This is a genomic window from Nostoc piscinale CENA21, from assembly GCF_001298445.1.
GTDB lineage: Bacteria > Cyanobacteriota > Cyanobacteriia > Cyanobacteriales > Nostocaceae > Nostoc_B > Nostoc_B piscinale_A.
The window spans coordinates 5,205,749-5,219,074 of the sequence record NZ_CP012036.1 but is presented as its reverse complement, the minus strand read 5'-3'; the positions used below and the strand labels follow the sequence as shown (position 1 = coordinate 5,219,074).

Below are 13,326 nucleotides of genomic sequence, written 5' to 3'. Positions count from 1 at the left end.
GAGGATGTGGTGGCGAGGAGAAGAATAAATGACAAATGACCATTGACTTTTGACTCTTGACCATTGACCATTAACCAATGACAAATGACAAATTGGTAAAACCATTAGGTTCGGTAATCCAAGGCTCACTAACTGGTGGATTAGAAGTAAGACTACACCCGGATATTTCTGTAGAAGATATGCGGGTGGGTAAGTTTTTAGTTGTTCAAGGGATGCGATCGCGGTTTTTCTGTATGCTGACAGATGTATCCCTCGGCACAGCTAACGCCCGGATTATTGCTAATCCGCCCAGTTGGGAAGACACTTTTTTACGAGATGTCTTAGCCGGAAGTGGTACTTATGGAACCATCGCCTTAGCGCCGATGTTGATGTTTACCCCCGAATCTAATGAGTCTTTTTCTTCCACTAACGGCAAATCTGCAAATCCTTTTGTCCCATCAACTACGGGTTTGGCTTCATTTCAACCCCAAACTAGTACGACGATGGAATTACTTCCAGTCAAAACTATTCCCAGTCACTTTAGTCAGGTTTTTGACGCGAGTGAAGAAGATTTTCGCCGCGTCTTTGGTTGGGAAGATGACATCCAAAGAAAGAATTTTGCCATCGGTAAACCATTAGATATGGATGTACCTGTGTGCATTGATTTAAATCGGTTCGTTGAACGCAGCAACGGCGTTTTTGGTAAATCTGGGACAGGTAAATCCTTTCTCACCCGCTTGTTGTTGGCTGGTGTGATTCGCAAAAACGCGGCAGTAAACTTGATCTTTGATATGCACTCAGAATACGGTTGGGAAGCCGTCGCGGAAGGTAAAAATGTCAATACTGTTAAAGGGTTAAAGCAATTATTTCCGGGGAAAGTTGAAGTGTACACCCTTGATCCTGAATCAACTAAGCGGCGGGGTGTGCGCGACTCTCAAGAACTATATCTCAGTTATGAACAAATCGAAGTTGAAGATATTAAATTATGTAGCCGCGATTTAGGACTTTCAGAAGCCGCACTAGATAACGCCAACATTCTCTATAGTGAATTCAACAAAGCTTGGATTGTGCAACTGCTGAACATGACGAATGAAGAAATCGAAATGTTCTGTGAAGAAAAGCGGGGACACAAAGGCTCAATTATGGCTTTGCAACGGAAACTCTTGCGCCTAGACGGTTTGAAGTATATGCGGGCAGTTTGCCCCCAAAACTACATTAATAAAATCTTACAATCTCTAGAGGCTGGTAAGAATGTAGTGGTAGAATTTGGTTCCCAGTCCAATATGCTCTCTTATATGTTGGTGACAAATATGATCACCAGACGTATCCATGAGCATTATGTCCGCAAAGCTGATAAATTCTTGCAAAGCAAAAACCCCAACGATCGCCCCACACCTTTGATGATTACCATTGAAGAAGCGCATCGTTTTCTTGACCCGGCCATTGTCCAAAGTACCATCTTCGGCACGATCGCGCGGGAACTGCGGAAATATTTCGTAACGTTGCTAGTAGTTGATCAACGACCGTCGGGGATAGATAATGAAGTTATGTCCCAGATTGGTACTCGAATCACAGCCTTACTCAACGACGAAAAAGACATCGATGCCATTTTTACGGGTGTATCTGGCGCAGGTGGGCTGCGATCAGTACTGGCGAAATTAGACTCCAAGCAACAAGCCTTGATTTTAGGTCATGCTGTTCCCATGCCAGTAGTGGTGCGTACTCGTCCTTACGATGCTACTTTCTATGCCGAAATCGGTGATCCGGCTTGGGACGAAAAGCCAGACGCAGAAGTATTCGCCGCAGCAGAACTAGCTAAAGCTGATTTGGGATTTTAAAAAGTCGGAAGTATGAAGTCTGAAGTATGAAATGAGTATGAGGAAAAAAGTTGAAAGACTTACCAAATCTGGAATTTGATGTATAACGATATGGCTTTTAGGGCTGGAGCGTTGAATTTTCAGTATGATGACGAAACTTCACACTTTATACGTCACAATTCATACTTCAGACTTCCATTCGTAACATCCCTCCAAAAATATGCCTAGAGAGTTCGGTTTTCTCCCTAACGATAGGCAACATAAGAGGGGATTTTGCCGTCACTATAGATATAGTAAGCACTCTAAGGAAGTTTAAATTTTTTTGTAATTAACTACTTTTGGATTATAATCTTCTCCTTCTGTAGACTACTTTACTATCCGCCTGATTTGTCCTAAGATAAAAGCAAGTAAAACTCATACCGACTTCGGATTTACCAGCAGCTGTTTGCAACTGAAGATAAAGAAGAATTCTTGAAAACAACCCAGTGTGCTTTTAAAAAGACCTAACAATTTAGGAAGGGTAGGGGGAACCTATCTCAAACACTCATCTTCTGGAATCTCAAGTATGTGAACTGAATTATTCTTATATAGCCGTTCATCAGCTATGGAAGCCAGAACGAGGGAGCAGCAAGTAGAGGAGCAGAGGGAACAAATTTCTAAATCAGCCATCCCTAGAAACCACCTGAGTTCGGTTTTTATAGATAGCCTTTCCTAATTAATTTTTTTAGTTATTAAAGATTCATTGTGTTTACGGAGTAGAGGACAACGCACCAATGCCTACTGTTAACACCCAAACCGAAAACCTGAACACCAAATTCACGGCTGATATGGTGCGAACCTATCTGCGGGAAATTGGTCGTGTGCCACTGCTAACCCGTGAGCAAGAAATTGTCTATGGGAAGCAGGTGCAACAAATGATGACACTGGTCGAAGCAAAAGAAGCTTTGGCGAAAAAATTGCACCGCGAACCAAGCTTACCAGAATGGGCGAACCATGTAAAACAATCAGAAACCGATGTCAAACAAACGGTAGCTCAAGGTAAACGCGCCAAGCAAAAAATGATCGAGGCGAACTTGCGTTTGGTAGTAGCGATCGCGAAGAAATACCAAAAGCGTAACATGGAATTTCTCGATTTAATCCAAGAAGGAACACTTGGGTTAGAACGAGGCGTAGAGAAATTTGACCCCACACGCGGCTATAAATTCTCAACCTACGCTTACTGGTGGATTCGCCAAGCAATTACCCGTGCGATCGCTCAACAAGGCCGTACCATTCGCTTACCGATTCATATTACCGAAAAACTGAACAAAATCAAAAAAGTGCAGCGCGAACTAGCTCAGACTTTAGGCCGTTCTCCGACACCTGCGGAAATTGCCAAAGAACTGGAATTAGAACCAGCGCAAATTCGGGAATATCTGAATATGGCACGTCAACCAGTTTCTTTAGATGTGCGTGTTGGTGATAACCAAGACACCGAACTGCAAGAAATGTTGGAAGACGAAGGCCCATCACCAGAGTATTACACCACCCAAGAGTTCTTGCGCCAAGACCTCAACACCCTGCTCGCCGAACTCACACCCCAACAGAGGGAAGTCGTAGCCCTGCGCTTTGGTTTAGAGGATGGAAATGAATTGTCTTTGGCAAAAGTAGGTGAGCGATTAAATCTCAGCCGCGAACGTGTTCGTCAACTCGAACATCAAGCCTTAGCTCATCTGCGCCGCCGCCGCGCCAACGTCAAAGAATACGTTGCTAGTTAATAATTAAATAACGGTGATGCGCCTCCTGAATTCAGGGGGCGATTTTTTTGTGCCAAAATTAAGGTGCGATCGCCTGTAATCTTTGTATTATTATTTGGGTAAAATCACTATATTTTAAGTTAATGGCTGCTAAAGATATTTTTCATGATGCGGTTAAGAAAGGGTTAGAAAAAGAAGGATGGATAATTACGAATGACCCTCTCAAATCGGAGTTTATCAAGCTTTTTTTCAGTTACAGGTTATCAAAACAGTTATTCAACGTTATCAACTTAAATTAATAATTTATGATCCAATTCAGGAGGTAATTGTAGAATGGAAAAGCTAGAGCAATATCAAAAATATATCCAACAAGCCATAACAGAATATGCCAATCTAGATTCAGCCAAAGATGAAATCGAACAGCAATTAATTTTTGATACCGTTTGCAACCACTATCAATTGATGTATGTTGGTTGGAAAAATAGACGACGGCACCACGGCTGTGTTTTACACATTGATATCAAGAATGACAAAATTTGGATACAGCATGACGGTACTGAAATTGGTCTGGCTAATGAATTAGTTAAGCTAGGAGTTCCGAAAGAAGATATTGTACTAGCATTTCATGAACCATTGGTGAGGCAGTATACTGGTTTTGGCGTTGGTTAAATTGAGCTTTAAGTTTACATCATCCAGGGAAAGAATAACTTATGCCATACAGTGACTTTACTATCAGAAAAGTCAAACAAACCTTTGGCATAAACACCATTGAAGGTGAAAAGTTTTTGCCAGAAATAAAACCAATTGCTGCTAGTGATACCCTGTCTAATTTTTTGGCAGAAAGCTTGCCATTAGCTATAGCAACAGGCAGTGAAAAAGCCCGTTCGGAATTCATAATAAGTCCAGTTTTATTAGAAGTACGTAAGATTTTACAGAGAAAAATTAGTTTATTTTCTGGTGCTGACTTTACTGTAGTTCCCGCTTTAGGATTGACTGGAGTTTGTGATTTTCTGTTAAGTCGTTCTCCAGAACAGCTAGAAATTGAAGCACCAGCCGTTGTTATTATTGAAGCGAAAAAAGCAGATTTGAATAGTGGTATTGGTCAGTGCATTGCTGAAATGATTGCAGCACAAAAATTTAATGAAATTAATAATCAAGCTATTTCTACAATTTATGGCAGTGTGACTAATGGTACTGCTTGGCGGTTTCTGCAATTAACAGAGCAGAATGTCACCATTGATTTGACGGATTATCCCTTACCACCAGTGGATGTAATACTCGGAATTTTAGTTTGGATGTTAACTAGATAACTTTTCAACAAAAGTCTGATGTTCTGGGGTAGATAATCCCTGTTGTAAAGTGGCTAATACTTGAGCTAAGTCTCCTGATAACAATGCTGACTTTGCTAACCATAAACCCGGAAAAACTAGAGAGCAAATAACATCATCTGAATTCGGTGTAAGTTGAATATACTCACCCTCATTTAATCTAAACCAATCAAATTGGCGATCGTAAACTCGCCATACTAAATATTCTTGAACTTGATTGCGGCGATAGACTTTTAGTTTTTCATGCAAATTATAGGAAGCACTAGAAGCAGCAATCTCAACAATTAATTCTGGTGCGCCTTCCAGATAATCTTCTTCGGTAATTCGTGACTGTCCACCTTGTTCGACTCTGAGTAGTGCGTCTGGTTGTGGTTCGTTATCAGAATCTAATAAAACAGTGGTATTATTTGCACAACCTACGCCTGGTGTCGCTGCTTTATAAACTCCTAACCAAGCGATAATGTAGGCATGGGGTTCTCCATAACTTTTGATTCTTAATGGGGATACCACGTAAACAACTCCTTCAATCAATTCTGCTTTCTTGAGATACGGCATAGCGTGGTAGCGGCGCTCAAATTCCGCACGGGTGAGTTTGTCGCCGTTTTCTAAAGGTGGAGTTGTTAACAGTTCAGTAGTTTTGTCAGCAAATATCATACAAGTAATTTCCTTAGCCTCTAGCCTCTGCTTTTCCGTCACTCTACACCCGACACATCAAATTTTCATCGTTTGCGGAATGCAGAGCTTGGCTGTTGTAGCTAATTATAGTTAAATCAATCAGTGAGCAAAATATCAATATTTGTAAAGGAGAAGCTCTCAAAAATCATCGAAAGATTGCATTTCAGATTTACATCACCCGATTGGGTGATTCTGTTGGGTGAAGAGTCATTTATTTAAGTGGTGATAATGTGAAATTATCGTCAAATATTCTAAAAAGCTTCTTTTTTTGACGAGTTTTTATTTTGAGACATTTAAATCAAACCATCGACAGAACCTTGAACGATAAACAATTGGTTATGGTTTAAGTGAGTCGTAGAGGAGACAGTTAATTTCGTAACAGGAGTGGTCGGGTGCTTAACAATATTTCTAAATTCTTATCCCCTCGGCAGTTAACAATTTCTATTGTTGGCTTAGTTTTAACCGTTGGTGTTGTTAGTGAGCAGACTAAACCTGTATTCAGCAAACAGTTACAAAATGTAACAAATTCCGCATCTTTGAATGGTGATTTTTCTAGGTTAACAAATCATCACTATGTTAGTTCTGATAATTCTTTGTTGTCGCGGTTGAGAGAAATTCGGGAACAGCGAACCCAACAGCGAACAGTAGCTTTTGAAGGTGAAATTATCGAACCAGAATCTAGAGATTTATCGCCTATCAAATATCAAAAAGCTGGTAAAGAATCTGGAGTAATATCTCAAAGAAATATTCCCACCAGAGATGGGGTATATCTTTATGGACAAACACCAACACCAAACCAAATCGGTCAAGGTTATATCGTCTTTCAGAAACGGCAAGGTAAAGTAGTTGGTGCTTTATATATGCCTAGTTCTGAGTTTAGTTGTTTTCAAGGCACAATTGACAAATCTGGTGAGTTAGCAATGACTGTGAATGGCTCCCCAGATGAAGTGAGTGCATCAGATGTGGCTACAACTAGTACAATTCCATCGGTTTCTGATGATGAATTCAATAATTATGCTTACTCTGTAGCATTACAAGATTATCATCCCATTCAATCTATCAGTCCTAGCGATCGCCGCATTCTACAGATGTGTCAAAATGCAATATAGAAATATGAAGTATGAAATCTGAAGTAAGAAATTTTTGATGTAATAAAACATTTCAGACTTCAGGTTTCACACCTAATTAGAATTCGATTCCTGGTTGCGCTTTTACGCCTTGGTCACGGAAGGGATGTTTAATTAATGTCATTTCTGTTACTAAGTCTGCACGTTCAATTAAAGCTGCGGGTGCGCCTCTCCCCGTGAGAATTACGTGTTTATGAGGCGGTTTCTCTGCTAAACCTGCTAAAACTTCTTCTATTTGTAAATAAGCCATTTTTAAAGCAATATTAATTTCATCTAACAGCACCAGATGAAAGTCTGGGTTACGGATATATTCTAAAGATTTTTCCCAAGCTGCTTGTGCTTTTTCGAGGTCGCGATCGCGGTCTTGAGTTTCCCAGGTAAAACCTTCACCCATTGCGTGAAACTCAATTTGGTCTTCCCAATCACTGAACACTCGTTTTTCTGAGGGTTCCCACGCGCCTTTGATGAATTGGACGATCGCTACTTTATAGCCATGACCAAGCGATCGCATCACCATTCCTAACGCCGCCGTGGTTTTGCCTTTACCGTTCCCAGTATGAACAATAATTAAACCCTTCTCTGGGACAGCTTGTGCTATCCGCCGATCTTGGATTTCTTTACGGCGCTGCATCTTACGGCGATACTGCTCATCAGTCAGCTTAGAATCATTATTTATGGATGAGGACATTACTTCATCAATCAAGCGTTCGATTTCTTTATCTGATTCTAATTCGTCTGGTGTATCTTGACTCATCAGCATTTTATCAAAGTAACGACTAGAGGAAATAGGAATGTGGTGGATAAGGGGGACAAGGGAGACAAAGAGGACAAGGGAGAGAGATGTTTATAAATGCTCTACGATTGCTATACAAGACGTTACTGATGGGATAAGGCGCAGAGATTTTATCTAAAATGACAGTAAATTTCTAATTTATTTGATAATAATGGTTGAAAATTTATTACAATTATTAGTCATAGAAGTTTAATTTTACGGCTATTATCAATAATTCAATAGTTTTATTAAAGCATTTTTAATATAAAGTTTTGTAGTAGCTTTGACGAGAGTTATATCCTCAACTTTATTAAGAATTTTTGGGTATTGTTATTAATAACTGATAATATTGAAAATGGTTACTGGCTAACAATTTCAGAACTTTACGCTAAGTTGTGAAAAAATTAACCGCAGATGAACGCAGATAAACGCGGATAGAATTTTAATTTAGCTGTGTTAGTCCATGAGTAAGCTGTAACGCATCAAAAGCCTTGCGGTAGATGTGTTACGCTGTCGCTAAAACATCCTACTTGTATTTCCAAAATCAAATATGAGTCTGATAGAAATTATTCAGGGTGATATTACTCAGTTATCGGTAGATGCAATTGTTAATGCTGCTAACGAAGAACTAATGCCTGGTGGCGGTGTTTGCGGTGCTATTCATCGTGCAGCAGGTATAGGACTGTGGGAAGAATGTCGTCAGTTAAGAGGCTGCGAAACTGGTGAAGCGAAAATTACCAAAGGTTATAACCTACCAGCAAAATGGGTAATTCATACAGTTGGGCCAGTGTGGAAAGGCGGAAATTATAGAGAGGATGAGTTACTAGCTAGTTGTTACTGTAATAGTTTAGCTTTAGCAGCACAATACGAAATTAAAACTATTGCGTTTCCGGCTATTAGTACAGGTGTTTATGGTTTCCCGATGGAACGCGCCTGTAAAATTGCGATCGCAACGGTCAAAAAGTTTTTTTTCACAGTCAAACTCCTTAGAACAAGTGATTTTCGTCTGTTTTGGGCAAAGTGCATTCGATTTATACACTAAAACGATGCAAGAATTTGCTGAAACATAATGATACTCGTAATCACATAGATGAGGACAGTATTGATTACTCCAAACCTTGAAATGACTGGGTTTCTACTCAGCACTCAGCACTCAGAACTCAGCACTTTGCTATAACATTAGATTCGGCGCGTTTACTGTTCGGGAGTGCAAAATGTCAAAACAGCGTGGTCAAAAAATCGCACCTACACCCATACCATCTAATATTGGGGTAGTTGACTTAATCAATAATTACTTCACAGCCTACAACTCAGCACGTCTGCGGGAAGTTTGTCAATTGCTGAGTAAAGATGTATTTCAAGATGGTGTAACGGTGGGAGTTAGTCTTTCTGGTGCGATGACACCAGCCGGATTTGGGGTTTCTGCATTAGCACCCCTCATTCGTAACGGTTTCATTGACTGGATGATTAGCACTGGGGCGAATTTATACCATGATATGCACTATGGCTTAGGGTTTGAGCTATTTGCAGGTAATCCATTTGTGGATGATGTCAAACTGCGGGAAGAAGGTACTATCCGCATTTATGACATTGTATTTGGCTACGATGTATTGTTAGAAACCGATGCTTTTATTCGCAAGATTTTGCAAGCCGAACCTTTCCAAAAGCGGATGGGAACAGCAGAGTTTCATTATCTTTTAGGTAAGTATGTGCGGGAAGTGGAAAAGCAATTGGGTGTGCAGCATTCTTGTTTGCTGGCGACGGCTTACGAGTGTGGTGTACCGATTTACACTTCTTCCCCTGGAGATAGTTCGATTGGGATGAACGTTGCAGCTTTGGCGTTAGAAGGTTCGCAATTAATTTTAGATCCTGCTATTGATGTGAATGAGACAGCTGCGATCGCTTACAATGCCAGAGAAACAGATGGTAAAAGTGCGGCGGTGATTCTGGGTGGTGGTAGTCCCAAAAACTTCTTACTGCAAACTCAACCGCAAATTCATGAAGTACTAGGGTTAGAAGAACGCGGACATGATTTCTTTGTCCAGTTTACTGATGCGCGTCCTGATACTGGTGGTTTGTCTGGGGCGACTCCATCAGAAGCAGTAAGCTGGGGTAAAATTGACCCAGAAGAGTTACCCAGCACAATTGTTTGTTATACCGATAGCACGATCGCTTTACCGTTAGTGACAGCATATACATTAAATCAATGTTCGCCTCGGCCGTTAAAACGGTTGTACGATCAACGGGAAACAATGTTAGCCACACTGCAAAAAGATTATCTCGCAGCTAAAACGCAACCATCTGACAAAGTACCTGCGGCTGTGGTTGGAGATGCAGAACAAGGTGTTGCAACTTATCCTTGCGGTAGACTAATTCCGAATAGTCCATAAGTAGAGGCTAGAGGTTAGGGGTTAGAGGCTAGAAAAGAATTTATCCAACCTCAATCCCTATTCCTTTTTTTGTCCACGTAATAAATATGTTGTTATTTTCTTTTGATGGGAAATTTCTATTTCATTATGTGGTGCTAGGACAAATTCATTATGTATTTCTTCGTAAGCCGTGGCGCTGACTTGGATTGTATCAGCTAAACTTTGAGTTTGGAGGACTCTAGCAATATTGATAGTGTCTATTAAACCAACTGCTGTTGCTGTAACAACTCCAGTATGGATACCAATGCAAATTTTCAGGTTTTGTTGATTTTCTAGATTAAATGTGGCGATCGCCGCTTGCATATCCAACGCCATTTGGGCTATAGCTTGGGTATGATCTGGGCGTTCTGTGGGTAATCCGCCAATGACTATATAGGCTTCATTGATAGTTTTAACTTTTTCTAAACCGTAACGATTACAGAGACGGTCAAAAGCTGCAAAAATTGGGCAAAGTAAATTAACTAATTGCATCGCACTTCCAGAAGCAGCAATTTCATTTAACCCAAAAATATCTGCACATAAAACAGTCACGTTGATTAAATCTGTAGCTGCATCGTCTATTGATGATTTAATAGTGTTAGATGTTGGTATCCTTGCTTGCCAGAATTGTTCTGTCTGTGCTTGCTGTTGCTGCAATGCTATTTCTAAAGCAACTCGCTGGGTAATATTGCGAAAAATCCCTCTAGTTGCTACTGGTACACCATGAGCAAATTTACAGTTGATATTGCCTTCTAAAAAAACTGTTTGACCATTTTTAGCAATAAAAGCTGTTTTTACTTGGGCTAATTGTTCACCAGACATTAACCGATAAAACATTTGCCGACAATGTGCCTGAAAATCAGGATGGATGATATCAAAAACATTCATCTGTGTCACTTCGGCGGCGCTATAGCCTAATGTTTGATACCATGTTCGATTGACATATAAAAATCGTCCATGCACATTCACAGACTGAATTAAATCATTGGCATTTTCACAAATATCTCGATAGCGTAATTCACTTTCTAACAATTTTTCTTCTGCTTGTTTTCGTTTCATAAATTGCGCGATTTGACTACCTACAGAAACCATCATTTGTAATAAATCTGGGTCTTTAGGTTGGACATCACGGCTAAAGAAAGTCATCACTCCTAAGATTTTATTGTCATCTAAGATGGGGAAACCAAAGGCTGAAGACAGCCCGGCGTTGATGGCAGTTGGCGATCGCTGTAAATCTCCATAGTCTAAAATATTTTTGATCCATAAAGCCGAACGTCTACTCCAAATTTGCCCAGGTAAGCCCACATTCGGTAAATATGTGGTCTGCCAAGTCACAGCCTTAAATTCCCGCGCAGATATCAGCCGACTTGTCCACATTTCTACACATCTTAATACGGCATCGTCATTTTCTGTTGCTACATCAGTAGTAATATATTCACTGGCTGTCCATAATTCCCCAACATCCCACTCTAAACTTTGACAAATTGCCTGTAAAATTCCTGTTATTGCTTTTTGAATACTAGGTGCATCTGAAAGAATTTGCGTGATTTGATATTGAGCAACATTTCGCTGTTCTCGACGCTGGCGACTGGTAATATCTCGCCCAATGTAAATAATATCTTCTAAAACTTCATTTTTTCGCTGCATGACTGTACAAGAAAAAGCCACGAGGATTTTTTCTCGTGTTTTTTTGCGACAGACAACCTCAAATTGCTGTAAATCTCGATTTAACTTACTGTAATGATTAATAATTCTCAGTAATAGAAAATTATCTTCAAAGAGTAAAGATATTGGTTGATTAATTAATTCAGATTCGGAAAATTCAAATAATTTTTGGGCAGCTAAATTAACTTGCTTAATTTTGCCTGTATTGGTAGTTATCAATAAAGCATCTGCCATTGAACTGATAACTGTTTCCATATAATTTTTATATGTTACCAGCGTCATGGAGAGGATATTAGTAGCGTTAGTGATTTTGGATAAATCTTGTTTGATTTTGATTTTTTCTGTGACATCTTCCAGAAAAACCATCAATTTTTTAACAGGTGATTTTTCTTGATGTTCACAAATAATATATATATTAATATAGATGTTTGATTGAGTTTCAGGTGTATGTCTAATTATCTCTAATTCAAATATTTCTTGCTGCCCTTGGATGATAGATTTTAAGATATCTTCTTTGCCAACAAATTCAGGAAAAGCGACACGAATATCTGTGCCGAACATGACCGCGTTTGGATACATGGCAAAAAGATGCACTTGCTCAGATTTATCCACAATACGGAAATGAACATCTAGTTCTAAGTATTCAAATTTACGTAAAGTCGAATATTTGTTGAAAATCCGCTCGACTACCTCGTATTTCATTATATTTTTGCGTAAGTGATGCAACGGTTTTGACGATAACTTTTAAGTATTATAGCCTCTGAATACTTATGTTCTAATTCTATAGTTTATTTGTACAGAAACTCACGCTCAGATACACTATCATTAACAAGCAGTGTCAACAATAAGTGGCTAAAAATCTCGACCAGTTTGGCAGCAAAATATTCCAAAAATATTGTACAAATTAAGCAATGGTGGAGAAGCGATCGCGCAACCAACGTAACCGAACTTCTAACCGTTGTAGACTCTCTGGATGTTGTTGTCCGATAATAAAATTCCACAACACGCCTTGAAAAGTCCGCGCTGCGATAAACAAATCTAATATTTCTTGATCTATGGCTAGTCCATAACCATATAAAGCTGCCGTTGTACGTTCCATCTCAGTGCCGAAAACATGGCTAGAAGCAATTAAACAGGCAATATCCCAAGCAATATGCCCAATAAAAGTATCTTCCCAATCTGTCCACAGTACGCCGCCTGTTGTATTCAGTACATTAGAAAAATTGGAGTCGCCATGAAGAGGTTGCATTGGTAACTGAAGCTGCTGAAATTGACTTTTGAGGTGATGATTGACTGCTTGTAACATTTCGCTATCTTCGAGGCTGAATGCGTTTTGAGATATGAGATTACACAGCAGAGTTTCACACTCAGTTAACGGCTCTAAAACTGTCAAATCACCTGCAAAGTTGACTAAAGCTTCATGGCATTCTCGCAAAGTTTTTCCAACAACAGTCGCATCTGGTAATTTATCTATTTCTTCGACAAATTCCCAAAAACTCAGAACTAACCTATTGTGCTGATGAGTACCTGGTTGAATGAGCTTGCTGGGACTAACCACAGGTGCGCCTGCGGCTGCTAAATAGCTGGCTACGGCAATTTCTTTAGCAAACCAAGTATCACCGAACCGCACTGTACCTGTTGTAGTGGCGATGCGTGCAACTACAGGTGCAGGGCGTAAATGGATGACTAAATTACTTCTGTCTTGCAACACCACCGCTTCAGTAAACTTCAGCCCTTGTTGCTTGGCGACTGCACAAGCAGCATTGATGGCATTTTCCAGACGAGCATTTTCTGGTGGACTAGTCATGATGGCGATCGC

The 13,326-nt window shown here is 39.9% G+C and carries 13 protein-coding genes; 9 read left to right on the top strand and 4 right to left on the bottom strand.

Annotated elements, in window-relative coordinates:
- The first annotated feature begins 77 nt into the window (after window positions 1-77).
- The 6 genes from ACX27_RS22345 (at window position 78) to ACX27_RS22330 (ending at window position 4,842) form a co-directional block, all read left to right on the top strand.
- Entirely contained in the window at window positions 78-1,817 is a 1,740-nt protein-coding gene (locus tag ACX27_RS22345; RefSeq protein ID WP_062295639.1) for a helicase HerA domain-containing protein, read from the top strand.
- 752 nt (window positions 1,818-2,569) lie between these two features.
- On the top strand, window positions 2,570-3,553 hold the full coding sequence (locus ACX27_RS22340; RefSeq protein WP_062295637.1) for an RNA polymerase sigma factor, RpoD/SigA family: 984 nt from the start codon (window positions 2,570-2,572) through the stop codon (window positions 3,551-3,553).
- A 122-nt stretch (window positions 3,554-3,675) separates the two neighbouring features.
- A complete protein-coding gene (locus ACX27_RS31145; RefSeq protein WP_418006399.1) occupies window positions 3,676-3,831 on the top strand; it encodes an element excision factor XisH family protein in 156 nt (51 codons plus the stop codon).
- The gene (locus ACX27_RS35830; protein WP_418006842.1) at window positions 3,795-3,878 is read left to right on the top strand and encodes a hypothetical protein; all 84 of its coding nucleotides are present in this window, start codon (window positions 3,795-3,797) and stop codon (window positions 3,876-3,878) included. The genes ACX27_RS31145 and ACX27_RS35830 overlap by 37 nt, the downstream gene beginning before the upstream one ends.
- Window positions 3,866-4,201 carry a XisI protein gene (locus ACX27_RS22335; protein WP_062295635.1) on the top strand — a complete coding sequence of 112 codons (336 nt, stop codon included), beginning with the start codon at window positions 3,866-3,868 and terminating at the stop codon, window positions 4,199-4,201. Before ACX27_RS35830 ends, ACX27_RS22335 begins: the two co-directional genes overlap by 13 nt.
- Before the next feature lie 41 nt (window positions 4,202-4,242).
- Window positions 4,243-4,842 (top strand): hypothetical protein, encoded by a 600-nt coding sequence (locus ACX27_RS22330; RefSeq protein ID WP_062295633.1) that lies wholly within the window; start codon window positions 4,243-4,245, stop codon window positions 4,840-4,842.
- On the opposite strand, the gene ACX27_RS22325 is transcribed toward ACX27_RS22330, so the two are convergent.
- A complete protein-coding gene (locus ACX27_RS22325) occupies window positions 4,831-5,514 on the bottom strand; it encodes a Uma2 family endonuclease (protein WP_062295631.1) in 684 nt (227 codons plus the stop codon). The two genes, ACX27_RS22330 and ACX27_RS22325, sit on opposite strands and share 12 nt — an antisense overlap.
- A gap of 413 nt (window positions 5,515-5,927) precedes the next feature.
- Here ACX27_RS22325 and ACX27_RS22320 point away from each other — a divergent pair, with 413 nt between their 5' ends.
- Window positions 5,928-6,644: a hypothetical protein gene (locus ACX27_RS22320; RefSeq protein WP_062295628.1), complete on the top strand. Its 717-nt coding sequence runs from the start codon at window positions 5,928-5,930 to the stop codon at window positions 6,642-6,644.
- A 76-nt stretch (window positions 6,645-6,720) separates the two neighbouring features.
- Here the strand turns inward: ACX27_RS22320 and cobO are convergent, their stop codons facing one another.
- A complete protein-coding gene (gene cobO, locus ACX27_RS22315; RefSeq protein ID WP_062298504.1) occupies window positions 6,721-7,416 on the bottom strand; it encodes a cob(I)yrinic acid a,c-diamide adenosyltransferase in 696 nt (231 codons plus the stop codon).
- A gap of 568 nt (window positions 7,417-7,984) precedes the next feature.
- Between cobO and ACX27_RS22310 the strand changes: the two genes are divergently transcribed.
- Complete coding sequence (locus ACX27_RS22310) at window positions 7,985-8,476, top strand: O-acetyl-ADP-ribose deacetylase (protein WP_083468802.1); 492 nt, start codon at window positions 7,985-7,987, stop codon at window positions 8,474-8,476.
- Between the two features lie 172 nt (window positions 8,477-8,648).
- Window positions 8,649-9,824: a homospermidine biosynthesis protein gene (locus ACX27_RS22305; protein WP_062295626.1), complete on the top strand. Its 1,176-nt coding sequence runs from the start codon at window positions 8,649-8,651 to the stop codon at window positions 9,822-9,824.
- 57 nt (window positions 9,825-9,881) lie between these two features.
- Here ACX27_RS22305 and ACX27_RS22300 read toward each other — a convergent pair whose 3' ends face one another.
- Both ACX27_RS22300 and ACX27_RS22295 read right to left on the bottom strand, forming a co-directional pair.
- Window positions 9,882-12,209, bottom strand: coding sequence for an adenylate/guanylate cyclase domain-containing protein (locus ACX27_RS22300; RefSeq protein WP_062295624.1), 2,328 nt, complete (start codon window positions 12,207-12,209; stop codon window positions 9,882-9,884).
- Window positions 12,210-12,411: 202 nt separating this feature from the next.
- On the bottom strand, window positions 12,412-13,314 hold the full coding sequence (locus tag ACX27_RS22295) for a phosphotransferase (RefSeq protein ID WP_062295621.1): 903 nt from the start codon (window positions 13,312-13,314) through the stop codon (window positions 12,412-12,414).
- Window positions 13,315-13,326: the final 12 nt, after the last annotated feature.

Excerpts from the sequence above, each read along its gene's own strand:
- ACX27_RS22325 (WP_062295631.1), bottom strand. The coding sequence starts at position 5,514 with ATGATATTTGCTGACAAAACTACTGAACTGTTAACAACTCCACCTTTA.
- ACX27_RS22330 (WP_062295633.1), top strand. The coding sequence starts at position 4,243 with ATGCCATACAGTGACTTTACTATCAGAAAAGTCAAACAAACCTTTGGC.
- ACX27_RS22295 (WP_062295621.1), bottom strand. The coding sequence starts at position 13,314 with ATGACTAGTCCACCAGAAAATGCTCGTCTGGAAAATGCCATCAATGCT.
- ACX27_RS22310 (WP_083468802.1), top strand. The coding sequence starts at position 7,985 with ATGAGTCTGATAGAAATTATTCAGGGTGATATTACTCAGTTATCGGTA.
- ACX27_RS22305 (WP_062295626.1), top strand. The coding sequence starts at position 8,649 with ATGTCAAAACAGCGTGGTCAAAAAATCGCACCTACACCCATACCATCT.
- cobO (WP_062298504.1), bottom strand. The coding sequence starts at position 7,416 with ATGAGTCAAGATACACCAGACGAATTAGAATCAGATAAAGAAATCGAA.
- ACX27_RS22300 (WP_062295624.1), bottom strand. The coding sequence starts at position 12,209 with ATGAAATACGAGGTAGTCGAGCGGATTTTCAACAAATATTCGACTTTA.
- ACX27_RS22335 (WP_062295635.1), top strand. The coding sequence starts at position 3,866 with ATGGAAAAGCTAGAGCAATATCAAAAATATATCCAACAAGCCATAACA.
- ACX27_RS22345 (WP_062295639.1), top strand. The coding sequence starts at position 78 with ATGACAAATGACAAATTGGTAAAACCATTAGGTTCGGTAATCCAAGGC.
- ACX27_RS31145 (WP_418006399.1), top strand. The coding sequence starts at position 3,676 with ATGGCTGCTAAAGATATTTTTCATGATGCGGTTAAGAAAGGGTTAGAA.
- ACX27_RS22340 (WP_062295637.1), top strand. The coding sequence starts at position 2,570 with ATGCCTACTGTTAACACCCAAACCGAAAACCTGAACACCAAATTCACG.